Source organism: Stenotrophomonas sp. STEN046 (assembly GCF_056759755.1).
Window position 1 is genome coordinate 110,089 of record NZ_JBRRDR010000004.1, and the last position, 17,092, is coordinate 127,180.

23 protein-coding genes are annotated in these 17,092 nt (G+C 66.9%); 11 read left to right on the top strand and 12 right to left on the bottom strand.

Annotation, left to right across the window (positions count from 1 at the left end; translation table 11 throughout):
* Nucleotide 1: 1 nt before the first annotated feature.
* A complete protein-coding gene (locus tag ACVOLJ_RS03670) occupies nucleotides 2–631 on the top strand; it encodes a lysophospholipid acyltransferase family protein (protein WP_025878621.1) in 630 nt (209 codons plus the stop codon).
* Nucleotides 628–1,623, top strand: a complete 996-nt coding sequence (locus tag ACVOLJ_RS03675; protein WP_475278513.1) for a phosphatidate cytidylyltransferase — start codon at nucleotides 628–630, stop codon at nucleotides 1,621–1,623. The genes ACVOLJ_RS03670 and ACVOLJ_RS03675 overlap by 4 nt, the downstream gene beginning before the upstream one ends.
* Before the next feature lie 123 nt (nucleotides 1,624–1,746).
* Here ACVOLJ_RS03675 and fis read toward each other — a convergent pair whose 3' ends face one another.
* From fis to prmA, 3 genes are all read right to left on the bottom strand, one after another.
* A complete protein-coding gene (fis, locus tag ACVOLJ_RS03680) occupies nucleotides 1,747–2,022 on the bottom strand; it encodes a DNA-binding transcriptional regulator Fis (RefSeq protein WP_006397198.1) in 276 nt (91 codons plus the stop codon).
* A 125-nt stretch (nucleotides 2,023–2,147) separates the two neighbouring features.
* Nucleotides 2,148–2,891: a DUF3426 domain-containing protein gene (locus ACVOLJ_RS03685; protein ID WP_481563475.1), complete on the bottom strand. Its 744-nt coding sequence runs from the start codon at nucleotides 2,889–2,891 to the stop codon at nucleotides 2,148–2,150.
* Between the two features lie 42 nt (nucleotides 2,892–2,933).
* Nucleotides 2,934–3,854: a 50S ribosomal protein L11 methyltransferase gene (prmA, locus tag ACVOLJ_RS03690; RefSeq protein ID WP_481563502.1), complete on the bottom strand. Its 921-nt coding sequence runs from the start codon at nucleotides 3,852–3,854 to the stop codon at nucleotides 2,934–2,936.
* A 163-nt stretch (nucleotides 3,855–4,017) separates the two neighbouring features.
* Between prmA and ACVOLJ_RS03695 the strand changes: the two genes are divergently transcribed.
* Both ACVOLJ_RS03695 and ACVOLJ_RS03700 read left to right on the top strand, forming a co-directional pair.
* Nucleotides 4,018–4,983, top strand: a complete 966-nt coding sequence (locus ACVOLJ_RS03695; protein WP_475278511.1) for a hypothetical protein — start codon at nucleotides 4,018–4,020, stop codon at nucleotides 4,981–4,983.
* Nucleotides 4,980–5,354 (top strand): hypothetical protein, encoded by a 375-nt coding sequence (locus ACVOLJ_RS03700; protein ID WP_481563476.1) that lies wholly within the window; start codon nucleotides 4,980–4,982, stop codon nucleotides 5,352–5,354. The genes ACVOLJ_RS03695 and ACVOLJ_RS03700 overlap by 4 nt, the downstream gene beginning before the upstream one ends.
* Nucleotides 5,355–5,500: 146 nt before the next feature.
* Here ACVOLJ_RS03700 and accC read toward each other — a convergent pair whose 3' ends face one another.
* Genes accC through aroQ form a run of 4 tightly spaced genes read right to left on the bottom strand, consistent with a single transcriptional unit; the run spans nucleotide 5,501 to nucleotide 8,288 of the window.
* The gene (accC, locus tag ACVOLJ_RS03705; RefSeq protein WP_475278509.1) at nucleotides 5,501–6,868 is read right to left on the bottom strand and encodes an acetyl-CoA carboxylase biotin carboxylase subunit; all 1,368 of its coding nucleotides are present in this window, start codon (nucleotides 6,866–6,868) and stop codon (nucleotides 5,501–5,503) included.
* Between the two features lie 12 nt (nucleotides 6,869–6,880).
* The gene (gene accB, locus ACVOLJ_RS03710) at nucleotides 6,881–7,363 is read right to left on the bottom strand and encodes an acetyl-CoA carboxylase biotin carboxyl carrier protein (protein WP_475278508.1); all 483 of its coding nucleotides are present in this window, start codon (nucleotides 7,361–7,363) and stop codon (nucleotides 6,881–6,883) included.
* Between the two features lie 53 nt (nucleotides 7,364–7,416).
* Nucleotides 7,417–7,839 (bottom strand): lysozyme inhibitor LprI family protein, encoded by a 423-nt coding sequence (locus tag ACVOLJ_RS03715; protein ID WP_475278507.1) that lies wholly within the window; start codon nucleotides 7,837–7,839, stop codon nucleotides 7,417–7,419.
* Complete coding sequence (aroQ, locus tag ACVOLJ_RS03720) at nucleotides 7,839–8,288, bottom strand: type II 3-dehydroquinate dehydratase (protein WP_475278506.1); 450 nt, start codon at nucleotides 8,286–8,288, stop codon at nucleotides 7,839–7,841. Before aroQ ends, ACVOLJ_RS03715 begins: the two co-directional genes overlap by 1 nt.
* A gap of 238 nt (nucleotides 8,289–8,526) precedes the next feature.
* On the opposite strand from aroQ, the gene ACVOLJ_RS03725 reads away from it, so the two are divergent.
* Nucleotides 8,527–9,861 carry an acetamidase/formamidase family protein gene (locus ACVOLJ_RS03725; RefSeq protein WP_481563477.1) on the top strand — a complete coding sequence of 445 codons (1,335 nt, stop codon included), beginning with the start codon at nucleotides 8,527–8,529 and terminating at the stop codon, nucleotides 9,859–9,861.
* A 48-nt stretch (nucleotides 9,862–9,909) separates the two neighbouring features.
* The gene (locus ACVOLJ_RS03730) at nucleotides 9,910–10,734 is read left to right on the top strand and encodes an isocitrate lyase/PEP mutase family protein (RefSeq protein ID WP_481563478.1); all 825 of its coding nucleotides are present in this window, start codon (nucleotides 9,910–9,912) and stop codon (nucleotides 10,732–10,734) included.
* Here ACVOLJ_RS03730 and ACVOLJ_RS03735 read toward each other — a convergent pair.
* Complete coding sequence (locus ACVOLJ_RS03735; RefSeq protein ID WP_481563479.1) at nucleotides 10,731–11,147, bottom strand: response regulator; 417 nt, start codon at nucleotides 11,145–11,147, stop codon at nucleotides 10,731–10,733. The two genes, ACVOLJ_RS03730 and ACVOLJ_RS03735, sit on opposite strands and share 4 nt — an antisense overlap.
* Nucleotides 11,148–11,356: 209 nt before the next feature.
* Between ACVOLJ_RS03735 and ACVOLJ_RS03740 the strand changes: the two genes are divergently transcribed.
* Both ACVOLJ_RS03740 and ACVOLJ_RS03745 read left to right on the top strand, forming a co-directional pair.
* Nucleotides 11,357–11,953, top strand: a complete 597-nt coding sequence (locus ACVOLJ_RS03740; protein ID WP_481563480.1) for an NAD(P)H-dependent oxidoreductase — start codon at nucleotides 11,357–11,359, stop codon at nucleotides 11,951–11,953.
* Nucleotides 11,954–12,005: 52 nt separating this feature from the next.
* Entirely contained in the window at nucleotides 12,006–12,569 is a 564-nt protein-coding gene (locus ACVOLJ_RS03745; RefSeq protein ID WP_481563503.1) for a TetR/AcrR family transcriptional regulator, read from the top strand.
* Nucleotides 12,570–12,588: 19 nt separating this feature from the next.
* Here ACVOLJ_RS03745 and ACVOLJ_RS03750 read toward each other — a convergent pair whose 3' ends face one another.
* Nucleotides 12,589–13,122, bottom strand: coding sequence for a hypothetical protein (locus tag ACVOLJ_RS03750; RefSeq protein ID WP_475278501.1), 534 nt, complete (start codon nucleotides 13,120–13,122; stop codon nucleotides 12,589–12,591).
* Nucleotides 13,123–13,190: 68 nt separating this feature from the next.
* A complete protein-coding gene (locus ACVOLJ_RS03755; protein ID WP_481563481.1) occupies nucleotides 13,191–13,973 on the bottom strand; it encodes a D-alanyl-D-alanine carboxypeptidase family protein in 783 nt (260 codons plus the stop codon).
* A 112-nt stretch (nucleotides 13,974–14,085) separates the two neighbouring features.
* On the opposite strand from ACVOLJ_RS03755, the gene ACVOLJ_RS03760 reads away from it, so the two are divergent.
* Entirely contained in the window at nucleotides 14,086–14,640 is a 555-nt protein-coding gene (locus ACVOLJ_RS03760; protein ID WP_481563482.1) for a GIY-YIG nuclease family protein, read from the top strand.
* A gap of 18 nt (nucleotides 14,641–14,658) precedes the next feature.
* Here ACVOLJ_RS03760 and ACVOLJ_RS03765 read toward each other — a convergent pair whose 3' ends face one another.
* Nucleotides 14,659–14,811 (bottom strand): hypothetical protein, encoded by a 153-nt coding sequence (locus ACVOLJ_RS03765; RefSeq protein ID WP_481563483.1) that lies wholly within the window; start codon nucleotides 14,809–14,811, stop codon nucleotides 14,659–14,661.
* 98 nt (nucleotides 14,812–14,909) lie between these two features.
* Here ACVOLJ_RS03765 and ACVOLJ_RS03770 point away from each other — a divergent pair, with 98 nt between their 5' ends.
* Complete coding sequence (locus ACVOLJ_RS03770; RefSeq protein ID WP_475278497.1) at nucleotides 14,910–15,812, top strand: LysR substrate-binding domain-containing protein; 903 nt, start codon at nucleotides 14,910–14,912, stop codon at nucleotides 15,810–15,812.
* Nucleotides 15,813–15,858: 46 nt separating this feature from the next.
* Here the strand turns inward: ACVOLJ_RS03770 and ACVOLJ_RS03775 are convergent, their stop codons facing one another.
* Nucleotides 15,859–16,575, bottom strand: a complete 717-nt coding sequence (locus ACVOLJ_RS03775) for a transporter substrate-binding domain-containing protein (protein WP_481563484.1) — start codon at nucleotides 16,573–16,575, stop codon at nucleotides 15,859–15,861.
* Nucleotides 16,576–16,714: 139 nt separating this feature from the next.
* On the opposite strand from ACVOLJ_RS03775, the gene ACVOLJ_RS03780 reads away from it, so the two are divergent.
* A complete protein-coding gene (locus ACVOLJ_RS03780) occupies nucleotides 16,715–17,086 on the top strand; it encodes a VOC family protein (protein ID WP_481563485.1) in 372 nt (123 codons plus the stop codon).
* Nucleotides 17,087–17,092: the final 6 nt, after the last annotated feature.

Below are 17,092 nucleotides of genomic sequence, written 5' to 3' on the forward strand. Positions count from 1 at the left end.
GATGTTTGCTGAGTTGATCGCCCGGGCCTGCAGTGCGGCCATCCATGTGGTGACCGGTGCACGCGCGCTGTGGGTCGGCTGTGCGCCGTCCAGCGAGCATCGCGTGTACTACGGCAACCATGCCAGCCATGGCGACTTCGTGCTGATCTGGTCGTCGATGCCGCCGGCACTGCGGCGACAGGTGCGGCCGGTGGCCGCCGCCGAGTACTGGCAGCGCGATGGCCTGCGTCGGTACCTGATCGATGCGGTGTTCAATGGCGTACTGGTGGAACGCGAGGCGGGCAACCGCCATCAGGATCCGCTGCAGGTACTGCGTGATGCGGTGGACGAGGGCTGTTCGTTGATCCTGTTTCCGGAAGGTACGCGCAACATCGGCGATGAGCCGCTGCTGCCGTTCAAGAGCGGCATCTATCACCTGGCCCGGCAGCGACCCGAGCTGGAGTTCGTCCCGGTGTGGATCGACAACCTGAAGCGGGTGATGCCCAAAGGGCGTTTCCTGCCGTTGCCGTTGCTGTGCACGGCCACCTTCGGTACGCCGTTGCGGTTGCAGGCCGACGAGGACAAGGCGGCGTTCCTTGCGCGCAGCCGGCAGGCGCTGCTGGCGCTGGCGCCGAACGGGGGCCGCGCATGAGTTTCATGATCGATGTATCCGGTGACCTTGCCGCACGCAGCGTCGGCCAGCAGACCGGCCTGCTGTTTGCCGGTGTGGGCGCGGTGCTGGTGCTGGCCACGTTGGTGGCCGAGACGCTGCGGTGGCGCCAGCGCGGCGCGCCCAGCGCTGTTATCGCCAACCTGGTGTCGCGTATCCGCGCGTGGTGGGTGATGGCGATCGTGGTCGGGCTGGCGCTGTTCTTCGGGCGTGCCGGGGTGATCGTGCTGTTTGCCATCATCTCGCTGTTCGCACTGCGCGAGTTCATCACCCTGGCGCCGACCCGGTCAGGTGACTATTACGCATTGCTTGCCGCCTTCTACATCGTGCTGCCGTGGCAGTACTACCTGGTGTGGATCGACTGGTACGGCATGTACACGCTGCTGATCCCGGTCTACGCGTTCCTGTTCCTGCCGATCCTGGCCACCATCGGCGGCGATACCACCCACTACCTGGAACGTACCTCCAAGGTGCAGTGGGGCCTGATGATCTGCGTGTTCTGCATTTCACACGTGCCGTTGCTGCTGAACCTGCGCGTGCCCGGCTACGACCCGGCGCGCAACGTGCTGCTGTTTGCCTTCCTGGTGATCGTGGTGCAGTCCTCGGACGTGCTGCAGTACATCTGGGGCAAGCTGCTGGGCAAGCACCTGATCGCGCCGAAACTGTCGCCTTCAAAGACGGTGGAGGGCTTCGTGGGCGGCGTGCTGTGTGCCAGCGCACTGGGTGCGGCGCTGTGGTGGATCACCCCGTTCACGCCACTGCAGGCGTTCGGCCTGTCGCTGCTGATCAACCTGATGGGATTCTGGGGCGGCCTGGTGATGTCGGCGATCAAGCGCGACCGCGGCATCAAGGACTGGGGCAACATGATCGAGGGCCATGGCGGCATGCTCGACCGGCTGGATTCGGTGTGTTTTGCCGCACCGGTGTTCTTCCATGTGGTGCGGTACTACTGGAAGGCTGGCGGCGGCGGTTGAATTCGCCGGGCTTCATCCACGCATGGCGTGGATCTACTGGTGGTGCGCACGCAGGGCGTGGATCTAGCGCAACCGCGGTGAACCGGGGTTGGTAGCGCCGGGCCATGCCCGGCGGGCATCAGCCTACGCGCTGATGCCGTATTCCTTCAGCTTCTTGCGCAGCGTGGCGCGGTGGATGCCCAGCATCGCCGCTGCGCGGCTCTGGTTGCCTTCGCAATGGTTGAGCACTTCCACAAACAACGGGATTTCCATCTCGCGCAGCACGATCTCGTAGACATCGTCCGCATCGCAGCCATCGAGGTCGCGCAGGTAACGGCGCACGGACTGGGCCACGTGTTCACGCAGCGGTGGCCGGGCAGCGCCACGACTGTTGTCAGGACGAGAGAGGACAGCGTTCAAGGGGGTTCCCGATCTGGTTGGTCCATGCACGCGGGGCGCCGGACCGGATGAGGTGATGGGGGCCAGTCTAGCGCGAGCGTGCCCGGCCTGCCACGACCAGGCCGCCGCCAGTGCCGTTGACAGGGCTACAGGAACTCGAACGTGAATGCGACGGTGGAGGCTGCCGGTTCCTGCACGCGGAAGGCGATGCGTGCGCTTTGACCCGGCTCCAGCGGGGCGGTGCCGGGATTCTCGCCAAGATACTGCGCCGGTGCGAACACGCCGGTGCCGATCGCACGGCCATCGGCGTCGGACAGCGACAGGCGCAGATCCGGCCACGCCTGCGCCCAACGCGCGTCGTTGCGGATGCTGGCCTGGATCTGCAGCACACCCGGCTGGCCGGGCAGCGGACGGATCTCACGGCTGGTCATGGTCAATGCGGTGGGCTCGCGCCAGGCCGGCAGACTGCAGCGCAGCACCGTGCACAGGGCACTGATCCATGGCCGGTTACCGGCATCGGCAGCCAGTCGTGCGCGATCGGCCAGCACGCTCTGCACAACCAGCAGCAGTGCCAGGCCTGCCACCAGCAGCCAGTGCCATCGTGGGGTGGGCCGTGCACGTGGGCGCGCACCCAGGAAGCTCGGCGCATCGGTGGCCACGGCAGCAAGGGACGGTGTGGCATCCACGATCGCTTCAACGCGCGGATCGTCGACAGCCTGCGCCTCGGCCGCAGGCGCAACGTCGGCTACCGCGTCGATGTCATCGACTGGCGGTGCTGCATCGAGTGGCATCGGTTCGCGTGCTTCGCTGTCATCAGGCGCGGCGTCACGCCCCGGCGCTGTGCGCAGGAACGTGGCCAATGGGCGGCGCGGCGGGTTCGGCTCGGACATGCTCAGGGCGCGGGCTCGGATCCAGCGGTCATTCAACCACGATCAGGCGCGGCGCACGCCGGTGATGCGCATCCAGTCGCCATCCTGGGTGGCCTGCAGGTCGTCGAACCATGCCGCATAGCGCTGCAGCAGTTCCTCTTCCTGCCCGTGCAGGATGCCCGACAGGGCGATGCGGCCGCCTGCAGCGACGCGCGCGGCCAGCAGCTCGGCCAGCGCATCCAGCGCCGACGCCAGGATGTTGGCGACCACGATCGGATAGGTGGCGACCGGCTCGTCCTGCGGCAGGTAGACCTGCATGCGGGCCTGCTCGCCATTGCGCTCGGCGTTGTCGGCGGTGGCGATCAGTGCCTGCGGATCGTTGTCGACGCCGATCGCCTGGGCGGCGCCCAGCTTCAGCGCGGCAAGGGCGAGGATGCCCGAACCACAGCCGAAGTCGAGCACGCGCTGGCCCTGCAGCTGTCCATCAGCGGCGAGCTGGTCCAGCCAGCGCAGGCACAGCGCGGTGGTCGGGTGGGTGCCCGAGCCAAAGGCAAGGCCGGGGTCCAGGCGCACGATTGCCGCATCGGCGGCCTGTGCGGCTTCGGGCAGCTCGTGGTTCCACGGCACGATCCAGGTGCGGCTGCCGAAGTCCATCGGCTGGAACTGGTCCAGCCACGCGCGTTCCCAGTCCTGGTCTTCCACGGTGCGGAAGCTGCCGTTGCTCCAGTCCAGTTCGGGGTCGAAGGCTTCCAGTGCGGCCAGCAGCAGCAAGGCGTTGCTGTCGGCCGGGAACAGCGCGCTGAGTACCAGCGTGTCCCACAACGGGGTTTCGCCCACGCCCGGTTCCAGGATGGCCTGTTCGTTGCTGGTGTCGGCTTCGGCATCAAGCAGGGTCACCGCGAGCGCGCCCACGTCCTCCAGCGCATTCTCGTAGCGGGGCTGGGTGGCTTCGGTACAACGCAGGGTCAGTTCCAGGAACGGCATGGCGGTGGGGGCAATCGCGGGAAAGGGGGCCATGCTAGACCATCGGGCCGTCTCCGTATTCCCTGAGATGCCGCCCGCAGATGAACGAGGCCGATTCAGACAGGCCCGACGGGCCTTGCTAAACTCGGCGCTTTCCTGTGCGCCGTAGCACCGACCGCTGCCGATGGCCTTCGCCCCGACCCTGAAAACCTGGTTGCTCGTCCTGCCGGCTGTTGCCGTGCTGGGCGTGGCCGGCTATCGGGCCAACGGCCACAGCCGGGCCATGGACGGGCGCGTCGATGCGCCGATGACCGTGTCTTCCGGGGATGCGCCCGCGGCGTTGGCGCCGGTGGTACCCGAAGCGCTGGCGCGGCGCCTGGCGGCATTCGAGCGTGGCACCGCGCTGCCATCGGGCCTGCCGTTGGATATCCGCGCCGACATCGAAGGCCAGACCGATCTGTATGCGTACGCGCAGCGCCTGCGCGTGCAGGCCGATCAAGGCAACCACGAAGCGCGCTGGATGCTCAGCCGGGTCTACGACTATTGCGCGCAGTACGCGGTCGATCCGGGTGGCTACCGCCTGGACAACAACGTGTTGTCCGGCCTGGGCCTGAGTGCGGCGCCGGTGATGGTGGACGCCCGCGAGCGGGTGGCGCAGCGCTGCGGCGGCTTCGTACCCGGCGACAAGCTGGGGCCGGCGCTGGTGCTCAGCGAGCGGCGTCGTGCCGCCCAGCAGGGCAACCTGGCGGCCGAAGCGTCGCTGTTTGCCGAAGGCGAACCGCTGCAGGACAGCGAGCAGTACCGCCGTGATCTGGTTGAACGCGTGCGTACCTCGCGCGACCCGGAGGCCTACATGGCGATCGCGCCGGGCATGGGCCTGCGCGCGGCCGGTGACAAAGCGCTTGCCGGTCTGGTTGCCGGCGAGCAGCTGAGCGAACTGGCGTGGCGGGTTGCGGCCTGCGATCTCGGTCTTCCTTGTGGGGCCGACAGCGTGCTGGTCAACAGTTTTTGTGCGAACGGAGGGATCTGTTCGCCGGATGGAACGCAGGACTTCCGTGATTTTGTGTATGACGCTGCGGTTTCGCGGCAAGGTGCGGGGAAAATGAACGAATGGATCAAGCGATTGATTGGAAAGAGGAACGGGCGATGAACTACCGTCGACTCCTGCATGGCGCCAAGTTCTGGTTCTGGGTGGTGCTGTTCGTGGCGTACTCGGCCGGTGCCGTTGGCCTGCTGATGATCGATACCTACGAGGATCGCTACCGGCATCTTTCGAAGGTGGAGCTGACCTCGGTGAAGGCGCAGGAAGACGTGCGCCGCGCCGGCGCCAGCCAGGTTGCCGCCGTGTACCGTGCGCAGAGCGGCGTGCCGTTCTCCTCGCTGCCTGCCGGCAGCACGTTCCAGGTGGTCTGGCCCGATGGTTCCAGCGAGACCATGGTGATTGTCGATCCGACCTCTCCCAACGGTGTGCGCCCGCTGGCCAACTCGCAGATTCCGGCGACGGCGGCGGACGCGCGCTGAAGGTAGCGCCGGGCCATGCCCGGCGGCATCGCGCTTCGTTGCCATTTCGCCGGGCATGGCCCGCCGCTACCGCAGGATTGCGGATGCGCAAATGAAAAAGGGCGGGGAAAATCCCCGCCCTTTTCGTGTCCAGCCCGCGCTGTAGATCAGGTCAGCGCGATCGGCTTGCTCTTGCGTTCGGCAAGACGCTTTTCCAGGTAGTGGATGTTCTGGCCACCGGCCTGGAAGCCCTTGTCGCGCATGATCCGCTGCTGCAGGGCGATGTTGGTCTTGATGCCATCGACCACCATCTCGCTCAGCGCCACCCGCATGCGGGCGATGGCGGTCTCGCGGTCCGGGCCGTGCACGATCAGCTTGCCGATCATCGAGTCGTAGTTCGACGGCACGCGGTAACCACTGTAGATGTGGGTGTCCACGCGCACGCCGGGGCCGCCCGGCGGATGGAAGCCGGTGATGGTGCCCGGGCTCGGCACGAACGTTTCAGCGTCTTCGGCGTTGATGCGGCATTCGATGGCATGGCCGGTCAGCACCACGTCGCTCTGCTTGATCGACAGCTTCTGGCCAGCGGCGATCTTCAGCTGCTCGGCCACCAGATCGATGCCGGTGACCATTTCGGTGACCGGATGCTCCACCTGGATGCGGGTGTTCATTTCGATGAAGTAGAAGCGGCCGTCCTCGTACAGGAACTCGAACGTGCCGGCGCCGCGATAGCCGATGCGGATGCAGGCTTCCACGCATACCTTGCCGATCTGCTCGCGCTGTTCGGCGGTGATGCCCGGTGCCGGTGCTTCCTCGACCACCTTCTGGTGGCGACGCTGCATCGAGCAGTCACGCTCACCCAGGTGGATCGCGTTGCCCTGGCCGTCGGCCAGCACCTGGATCTCCACGTGGCGCGGATTCTCCAGGAACTTTTCCATGTAGACCTCACCATTGCCGAACGCGGCCTTGGCCTCGCTCTTGGTGGTTTCGATGGAGGTCTTCAGCGAGGCTTCGGCGTGCACCACGCGCATGCCGCGGCCGCCGCCGCCGCCCGCGGCCTTGATGATGACCGGGTAACCGATCTCACGGGCGATCTTGGTGTTGGCGACGATGTCCTCGCCCAGCGGGCCGCCGGAACCGGGCACGCAGGGCACACCGGCAGACTTCATCGCGCGGATGGCTTCCACCTTGTCGCCCATCAGGCGGATGGTGTCTGCCTTGGGGCCGATGAAGATGAAGCCGGATTCTTCCACGCGCTCGGCGAAGTTGGCGTTCTCGGAGAGGAAGCCATAGCCCGGGTGGATGGCCTGGGCATCGGTAACCTCGGCCGCGGCGATCAGGGCCGGGATGTTGAGGTAGCTTTCCGCCGACGATGCCGGCCCGATGCAGACCGACTCATCGGCCATGGCCACGTGCTTGAGGTTGCGGTCGACCGTGGAATGCACGGCCACCGTGCGGATACCCAGGGTATTGCACGCGCGCAGGATGCGCAGCGCGATTTCCCCTCGGTTGGCAATGACGACTTTGTCGAGCATGGCAGCCGCCCCTTAGCCGATCACGAACAGCGGCTGGTCGAATTCCACCGGCTGGCCGTTCTCGCCGAGGATGGCGACGATGGTGCCCGACGCATCGGCTTCGATCGGGTTGAACATCTTCATCGCTTCGATGATCGCCAGGGTCTCGCCGGCCTTGACCTGCTGGCCGATGCTGACGAACGCCGGCTTGTCCGGGGAGGCCGAGGCATAGAAGGTGCCGACCATCGGCGAACGCAGCACGTGGCCTTCCGGCAGCGCGTTGCCCGGCTTGGCAGTGCCGCCGGTGGAGGCTTCGGTGGGCGACTGCATCGGCATCGCCTGCGCGGTGGCGGCCGGAGCGGCATACACCGGTGCGGCCGGAGCGGCCATCTGCGCGAAGGTGCCGACCGGTGCGCGCGACAGGCGCACCGACTCTTCGCCTTCCTTGATTTCGATTTCAGCCAGGTTCGACTCTTCCAGCAGGTCGATCAGCTTCTTGATTTTGCGGAGATCCATGGTGGCCTCTTTGTTCTGGATGTCAGTGTGGTGGGAAGCGCGTTGCGCTCGGGTCAAAGCAGTTCGTAGAAATCGCGCAGCTGCCGCGTACGGTCGCGCGCGAGGGTGATCAGGCAGCGCATCTGTGCGCCGTTGCGCGCGGTGCCATCGGAGTTGAGGGCATACACGGCATTGCAGTCATGGTCGCGCAGCTGGATCCAGGCGCGCTGGGCCAGCACCAGTTCCTGCTCGGCGTTGCCGCAATAGCTGCAGCTGCCACCGTTGGCCGGCGTGCGCAGCTGGCGGCGCGCCTGCGCGTACACCACGTTGAGTTCCGCGTCGGCAGCGGTGGCCACGTCCGAGGCGCACAGGTCGCTCTCCATCGTGGTGGTCGGGTGGGCGCAGTCGATGCCTTCGTCCTTGCGGTCGAACGCGGCGGCGCCGCCGCACACAGCGGCCCACAGCACGACGCTGGCGAGGACGCGCGACAGGCTCATCACGCGACGGCAGCCTGCACGCGGGCCAAGGCCGCATCCATCGCATAGCGATAGCTGTCGGCACCGAAGCCACAGACCACACCGACCGCCTTGTCGCTGAAATAGCTGTGCTGGCGGAAGGGCTCGCGGGTGTGCGGGTTGGACAGGTGGATCTCGATGAACGGCACCGCCACCGCTGCCAGCGCATCGCGCAGGGCAACCGATGTATGGGTGAAGGCGGCCGGATTGATCAGGATGAAGCCGGTGCCGTCAGTGCGCGCGGCCTGCACGCGGTCCACCAGCACGTGCTCGGCATTGGACTGCAGGCTTTCCACGGCGTGACCGGCATCGGCGGCCTGGGCGACCAGTGCCTGGTCGATGTCCGCCAGCGTGGTGTGGCCGTAGACCTCCGGCTCGCGGGTGCCGAGCAGGTTGAGGTTGGGGCCATGCAGGACCAGCAGCTTCGCCATGGGATCCGATTGACGGGAAAGGGCGGCAGTCTGGCGGAAGCTGAGGATGCTGTCCAGTTCGGCGAAATTAGTGGTGTTTAAATCGTTTGTTTGAAAAGTGCCGGTATCGCCTCGGCAACGGGCGGGTGGGTGCCGGGGGGATGCCGCCAGGCCACATTACATTCGACACTGCGGAGCTTGCCAGCGCATTCCTACACTGCGCTTACCTGCCGAGTCGGCATTCATGGATGTCCCTGCCGTGCCCATCTCTCTTCGATTGCCTGCCCTGCTGCTGGCCCTGCTGCCCCTGGATGCCCTGGCCGCCGACCAGTGGATCGTGGCCACCGATCTGTGGGGCAACCACAACTACCAGACGCTGCACCTGGACGTGCAGGACGGGCGCATCGAAGGCCGGCTGGATGCCGACCCGGTAACCGGCACGATGAAGGGCGATCAGGTGGCGTTCGTTGCAACCGACAGCCAGGGCCAGCGCTATCAGTTCAACGGCCGCCTGCAGGGAATGCACATGCAGGGGCAGAGCGAACAGCCGGACACCAACAACCGCGAGGCACGCGCCGTGCACGCCTTCAGCGCCTGGAAGGTGCCCGCGCGGACCACCGCCGCGCCACAGCGGCACGTGTTCATGCCCAGCGACTACTCCAATACCTTCAGCGCAGACCGCGCACCGGTTCTGCTGGTCTGGCCGGGGGATTCGGTGCAGACCCGCACACTGGATTCCGGTGGCGTGGACGAGAAGGGTGTCACCCGCGCGTTGTTCGGCAATCCACAGGTCGGCCCGTTCTTCGTGGTCGGCGCCGAGCCCGGCGACACGCTGGCGATCACCCTGACCTCGCTGAAGCTCAACCGCGACTACGCCGACAGCCTGGATGGGGTAGTGGGCCGCCTGAAGACGCCGCGGGTGGCGGCTGAAACCACCGGGCTGGGCAAGCCGGTGCGCTGGCAGCTGGACCGCAGCAAGGGCGTTGCCCGCCCGCTGGGGGCCAGCGCTGGCCTGCGCCATTTCGAGGTGCCGGTGAGGCCGATGCTCGGCGGCCTGGCGCTGGCACCCGGCTTCGGCTACCCGCCGCAGTCAACCGGCGACACCGGCGACTTCGGCGGCAACATGGATTTCAACGCGGCGGTCGAAGGCAATACGGTCTACCTGCCGGTACAGCAGCCCGGTGCCCTGATGTACCTGGGCGATGGCCATGCGCTGCAGGGAGATGGTGAAACCACGCAGTGGGCGCTGGAAACATCGCTGGATGTGGTGGTGACGGTCAACTTGCTGAAGCAGCACGCGATCAATACCCCGCGTGTTGAATCGACAACGCAGATCATGACGCTGGGCCAGGGCGGATCAAGCGATGACGCGCTGCGCATCGCCACTTCGGGCATGCTGCAGTGGCTGCGCCAGGCCTATGGCCTTACGTTGTCCGAGGCGACCCAGGTACTGGGCGTGGCGGTGCAGTTCCAGGTGGCCAACCTGGCCGGTCGCAGTGTTGGCGTGGCAGCGAAGATGGACAAGGCCGTATTGCAGGGATTGCAGAAGACAGCCCCTGCCGGCGCTGGCACGCCCACGCCCGTCACCCGCTAAAACCACCGCCATCGCCCGTCGGGACGGCGCATCGACCAGGAGTCCGCAATGACCGCCCACGCCATCCACAACCGCCGCGCCATCTTCAGGGCGCTTCATGCATCCGGTTGCTTCCTGCTGCCCAATCCCTGGGACGTTGGCAGTGCCGTGGCGCTGGCGCGACTGGGCGCGCAGGCGCTGGCCACCACCAGTTCCGGCCATGCCTGGGCGCATGGGCAGGCGGATGGGACGATGGGTCGTGCCGAAATCCTGGCCCATCTGCGCACGATGGTGGCGGCGACCGATCTTCCGGTGAACGCCGATTTCGAGAACGGTTTCGGTGCCGATCCCGAGGCGGTGCAGCAGAGCGTGCGGATGGCGGTCGACACCGGCGTGGCCGGCCTGTCGATCGAGGATTCCACCGGCAATGCGGACCAGCCCCAGTACAGCATCGAGGACAGCGTCGCGCGCCTGAAGGCCGCACGCACTGCCATCGACGCCAGTGGCCAGGATGTGATGCTGGTGGGCCGAGCGGAGAACTTCTTCGTCGGGCGCCCCGACCTGGACGATACGCTGGCGCGCATCCGTGCCTATGCGCAGGCCGGTGCCGACTGTCTGTACGCACCGGGGATCGCCACGGCCGAACAGATCCGCGCGGTGGTGGCTGCCGCGGCCGGCAAGCCGGTCAACCTGTTGATCGCCGCACCGGGCCAGATGAGCATGCAGCAGGCGGCGAACCTCGGGGTACGGCGGGTCAGTGTCGGCGGCGCGCTGGCGCGCAGTGCGTGGGCCGGCTTCCTGCAGGCCGCCGCGCAGATGCTGGACAGCGGCTCATTCGATGCGCTGCCCCGCACCCCGTCAGGCGCCGAGCTCAACGGGATGTTCAAGCCCTAGTTGCGTACAGGCGGGCGGGGAGGCACGGGGGAGCAGCGCATGCCGCCGAGCGCTTCGCGCACCGCGCGCTGCAGGCCCTGCACATGGAAAGGCTTGGCCAGGAAGGGCGCACGCTGGTGCCTGACCGGAACCAGCTGGTCGTAGACCGCCGAAGCAAACAGGTAGGGGATGCCGAGTTCGAGCAGGCGATCTGCTACGGGAAACACCACGCCGTCGCGAAGTTCCACGTCCAGCACGGCGCCATCGAAGTGGCCGTTGTCGAGCATGCCCAACGCCTCGAAGACGCTGTTGGCATGGGCAATCTCATTTCCTTCGTCGGTCAGGGCCTGCTCCATCAGATCGGCCAGATCGAGCTGGTCTTCCACAAGGAGCAGGCGCGGTAGTGGGGTGGAACGTTCGTTGCGGCTTTGCATGGTGTGCTGTCAGGTGAATGCTGCGTGGGTCTGGCAAGCATCCGCCTGCGGGCATCAAGGCCGTGGCAGCCCGGCGTGCTTTCGGCGCGAAGGCGCGGTTGTGACGCGCACCGGCGCGATGCCCTGCGCGACAGCGTTCCATGCGTGGTGCTGGTGTCGGTGGTCCTGCTAGTTACTATTGGTAACTAATGAACATCAGAGCCCCCACCATGCATACCCGGATCGTCGTGGCACATCCCGAGTCGACCTCGCTTACCCATGCCGTTGCCGCGCGCATCGCCGAGGCCATCGTCAACGCCGATGCAGGCAACACGGTTGCCACCACCGACCTGATGGCCGAAGGCTTCGACCCGCGCTTCAGCCGGGCCGACCACGCACTGTTCCGGCGCACGGCGGGAGTGCCGGCCGACGTGGCCGCCGAGCACGCGCGCCTGGACGCCGCCGATACCCTGGTGCTGGTCTATCCGTTGTACTGGTGGTCGTTTCCTGCCGTGCTGAAGGGCTGGATCGACCGCGTGTTCACCCAGGGCTGGGCCTATGACGAAGGCGCTGACGGCAAGGTGGAAAAGAAGCTGCAGCGGTTGCAGGTACACCTGGTGGCATTGGGCGGCGCTGGCCAGCAGATGATCGACCGCCGTGGCTATGGTGCGGCAATGAAGACACAGATCGACCAGGGCATCTTCGATTACTGCGGCGCGCCGGTACTGTCTTCGACACTGCTGCTGGACGCCGACAGTGGCATGGCCGAGGCCCATCTGCAGACGGCAGCGGACATCGGACGTAAGATCGGAAGCCGCCTGCCCTGATGGTTGCCGCTTGTCTTCCACACCCGTTACGCGCGAGCCCGTCCGCCGCCGCCTGTCACGCCAACAACGTGCGCGCCAGCTGTTGGCCGTGGCGTGGGCGCTGGTGGGTGAGGAGGGCACCGACGCGCTCACACTGGGGCGCCTGGCCGAAGCGGCCGGCGTCACCAAGCCGATTGCCTACGATCATTTCCAGACCCGCAACGGCCTGTTGGCCGCGCTGTATGAAGACTACGACCAGAGGCAGACGGTCGTCTTCGATGAGCGCATTGCCAGCGCGAAGGCAAAGCTGAAGGAACGCGCGCAGGCCATCGCATCGGGCTACATCGATTGCGTGCTATCGCAGGGCAGCGAGATCCAGGACATCCTCGCGGCGTTGGCAGGCTCGCCGGAACTGCGGGCTGTGCGCCGCCGCTACCAGCAGGAATTCATCGACAAGTGCGCGCAGTGGCTGGGCCCGTTCGCAGCCGATGATGCCGTGCCAAACAGCGGGCTGTGGGCCATCCTGGGTGCAGCCGAAGCGCTGTCCGAAGCGGTTGCGGCCGCAGCGGTCGAGCAGGCCGACGCCGAAGCTGAACTGCAGCGGGTGATTGTTTCCATGGTCAGGCGCAGTACGTGATGCGCGCAGCGCAAGCGCCTTACTGCGGTTCGACGACGACTGGCGGCAGCGGCACATCCGGCTCCAGCTCAGGCAGCAGTTGTCGCAGCAGCTCGGGCATCGCCTGCATCACGGCACCGTCGATGTAGCGCCACGGCGAACCGCCGCGCGGACGGATGGCCACCATGAAGGTGAGACTCTTCACGGTCTGTCCGTCGACGGTGAACACGGTGGTGCGCGGCACGAAGCACACCTCTTCGGGGCCGGCGGCATAGGTGCGGGTCGGGGTGCCGGCCTCATCGCTGATGACGATCACCCCCATGTCATCAAGCACCTTCAGCGCATCACGCGCGGCCTTCGCATACGCGGCATCGCCGCCGGCAAAGCGCTTCACGCTGGCGTGGCTGCGGTCGATCATCGCATCCACGTCGCCACGGGTGAGGGTGGACAGCAACGACTGCACGTCCTGCCGCAGTGACTCGCTCTCGGCGCGGTTGAGCTCGCCGGCGTTGGCATGGAACGCACCCAGTGCGCAGCACAGGGCAAGCATCCAGCACAGGGCGCGTCGATCCATCGGTGGTGTACTCGGCAGGGCGCTGGACTATAGAGCGCTTCGCCCGCGCTGTCTGCACGACGCGCCCATCACGCGTGCGGTGCGTGTTCCATCGTCGCAGCGAAGCCTGCCGCCAGTTCCGCGCGCACCTGATCATCGCGTGCCGCGCGCGATCCGGCACCGAGCACCACGGTGATCAGGCGCTTCAGCGAGGCGTCGCCGTGCGCGTGCCTGCCCGCGGTTGCCGCCAGGCAGAAACCCGCTGCCTGCGTGTAGCCGGTTTTCAGGCCGTCCACGCCATCCTCGCCCAGCAGGGCGTTCTGGTTGGCCTTGTCCACTGCACCGTGCACGAACCTGCGCTGGGCGGTGATCGCCAACAGGCCCGGATGGCGACCGATCAGCCTGGCCGCCATCATCGCCATGTCGCGCGCGGTGGAGTGGTGGCCCGGCGTGGTGATGCCCGATACCGAGATGAAGTGGGTATCGCGCAGATCGAGTGCCCGCGCGCAGTCGTTCATGCGTTGCGCGAAAGCCGCCTGCGAACCCGCCAGGTGGCGGGCCAGGGCGAGCGCGGCATCATTGCCGGAGACAATCATCAGGCCTTCCAGCAATCTGCGCAGCGTGACGGTCTCGCCGGGCACCAGGCCCATGCGGGTCTCATCGTCGGCCACCGCCTGCACATCACGCGCGTCGACGACGATCGCATCGGCCCAGGCGTGTGCACCTGCAGCGACGGCTTCACAGGCCACGTAGGCCGTCATCAGCTTGGTCAGCGACGCCGGCGGGCGCCGTACATAGGCATCGTGTGACGCCAGGATCTGCAGCGTGTGGGCATCGATGGTGATCCATGAAGGGGCAGGAGACGGTGGCATGTGCTGGAGGGAGCGACTGACGGCCGGGCGAGGATAGCCCATCGTGATCACCGCCGAGGCCGGATCCGCGCAATGCACGTGCAGCACATGCCGGTGCTGCCATGCTGCTGCAATGGAGCCTGATATCCGCATCGACGGCCGTGTGTTCGCCTATGTCTTTCCCTGTGCGTGGGAGGACTACGCCAAGGTCGGGTTCTCGCGCGATCCGCTGGGTCGGATCAGCGCCCTGCACCGGCGCTGGTTCGACTTCTTCGATCTCCACGCCGGTGCGCTGGTGGAAGCGGAAACCGAGCGCGATGCACGTGACCTGGAGCTGCAGTTGAGGCGTCCGTTCAAACTGCACCGCGCGCCGGCCCCGATGACGGTCGAGGACACGGCCGGCGGCCATACCGAGTGGGTACGTGGTGCCAACGCGGCATTGGCCGAGGCGGTACGCGGGCTGGCAGCGCAGGGGTACCGCACCTATCCACTGCGGCCCTGGCTGCAGGCCGTGATGGTCCAGCGCCTGGACCGGCTGCATGACTGGGCGGCAGTGCAGCTGCCGGAAGAAGAGAGCCTTCGTTCTGCAAGCGGCAGTGCCGCGCTGCGCAACGCCCTCGATGCCCATCTCGCGCTTGATATCGACCCGATGCCCTGGCTGCCCGGGCATGTGCAGCGCTGGTACTGAAGCGCTGTGTCGCGCCATCTACGGGGCAGGTGTTGCCTGCTTGCAGTTGGGGACCGGCTGCGGCACCTGCGGCGTGTCCGGGGCCGCGGGGACCGGGCTGGCCAGCCGCTGCGCCAGGGCAACATTGGTCACATGGCCCTGCAGGAACAACAGACCGCTGAAGATGTTCATGATCGCGCCTCCACTTGAGTGGAATGCACGATACGGGCAGCATGGGGGCGCAAAAAGCGACATTTCCGCAAGGTCGACTTGAGATGAATTCAAGCCTTATGTCACGCCCACCGCTGCACGCCCTGCAGGGTTTCATCGCTGCTGCGCGACTTGGAAACCTGTCCCGTGCCGCTGCATCGATGAACCTGACGGTCAGCGCACTCAGCCACCAGATGCGCCAGCTGGAGGAGCGCCTGGGCCAGCCGCTGCTGATACGGCAGGCGCGCGGAGTCGCGCTGACCCTGGAAGGGCAGCGGCTGCTGGAGCAGGTGGGTCCCCATCTGGATGCGATCAACGACGCCTTCCAGCCCTACGCTGCACGCCCCGAACATGTACTCACCATCAGCGCCGTGCCTTCCATGGCCAGCGCGTGGCTGGTGCCGCGGCTCGGCAACTTCGTGGCCACCCATCCGCAGATCGAAATCAACCTGCAGTCGAGCGAGCGGCTGATCGACTTCGATCGGCAGCTGCAGTTCGACGCAGCGCTGCGGCTGGGCACCGGTCAATGGCCGGGGCTGGTGGTGGAACCGTTGTTCGACGAATGGCTGCTGCCCATGGCCAGCCCGGCATTGATCGAGCGCATGGGCGGCATCGATCGGGTGCCGTTGGCGCAATGGCCATTGCTGGGTGACCCGGATGGTGCGTGGGGGGCGTGGTTCGCGCTGATCGGGCAGCGCCCGCCCTCGCGGTTCGTGGTGGTGCTGGATGACTCCGAAGCCCACCATCGCGCCGCACTGGACGGCGTGGGCGTTGCCCTGGGCCGGGTAACGCGCGCGCGGCTGCTGCTCGATTCCGGCCAGCTGGTTGCGTTGTCCGACCGTCGCCTGAAAACCGCATGGCCGCACTGGCTGGTCTACCCGCAGCGCTCGGCCCGCCACCGGGGCTTCCTTGCCTTCCGCGAATGGCTGCATGCGCAGGCCACCGAGCACGTGCGGCACATGCAGGCGGCAGACGCCGGCTGAAGCACGCACGACCTGATGCCCGGCGCTGCGCCTGCGTGGGCCCGCATCACCGCACCAGGGTGACCGCCTGCCCGGCGCGTGCGAAGGCCTGTTCCAGCAGCGGCCCCTGCTTGATCGCCTCCACTTCGGCAAACAGCGCCCGCAACGCCGCCGCCGGGCGTGCCGCAGGCGCCGCCACGGCCTGCTGTATCACCGTGAATCGATCGTCCAGCACGCGATGACCCGGGTGCGCTTGTGCCCAGGCCTGCAGCGGTTGGCGTACGCCGGCCGCTGCATCCAGTCGCTGCTGATCGAAGAGCGTGATCGCAGCTGCAGAGGTATCGGCGCGCTCGATCGTCGCCTGTCGCAGATCACGGCTGAGGAACAGGTCGTAGGCCGCCCCGCGTCCCACTGCGATGCGCAGGCCGGCCCGGTCAAGATCGGCAACCTGCTGCGCCGCACTGTCATCGCGCACCAGATAAGTGCCTTCGATCTCAACGTACGGCGCACTGAAGGCGATACGGTCGGCGCGCGCCGGGTCCACCGCCAGGAAGGCCAGGTCCCACGCGTCGGTGGCGGCCGCCGCCACCACCGATGCGGCGGCGTCGTGGCAGTTGAAGCGCGCCTGCACACCCAGCCGCTGCGCCAAGGCCGTGGCCAGTTCCACCGAAGGGCCGTGTGGCGCATCGGCATCGCCCTGCGCCAGCACCGGATTGCCCAGGTTGATTGCAACGCGCAGGAATCCAGACGGTGCCAGCGCATGGCGATGATCGGACAGGGGCATGAGACACTCCGGCACAGGTGGGCGGCCAGCATGCCACCGTCCCCTGTGCGCGGTGTTCGCGCCGCGCATGCACCACAGGCACAGTGGCGGCATGAATGGCCGCCATGCCTGCACCCTGCATACCCCTCGGCCGAACCCCATGAATCCGATCCTGCACGTTGAAGTCCCCGTCACCGACCTGGCACGTGCCATTGCCTTCTACCAGCGGTGGCTGCAGGTGAGGATCGATGCACCGGTGGTCGTGCATGATTGCCGGATGGCCTATCTGCCCTTCGATGATGTGGCCGGTGGCGCCAGCATGGCGTTGGTGCAGGGTGACAGCTATCTGCCTTCGGAGCAGGGCGCGCGCATCTATGTGGGCGTGGATGACCTGGATGACAGCCTGCAGCGTGCCCTGCAGGCCGGCGCCGAGCTCTGCTTCGGCCCGGACGTGGCAGGTGACTGGCGGGTGGCCGAGATCCGCGACAGCGAAGGCAACCGGATCGCCGTGCAGGCGCCGATGCCTGCGTAGTGTCGA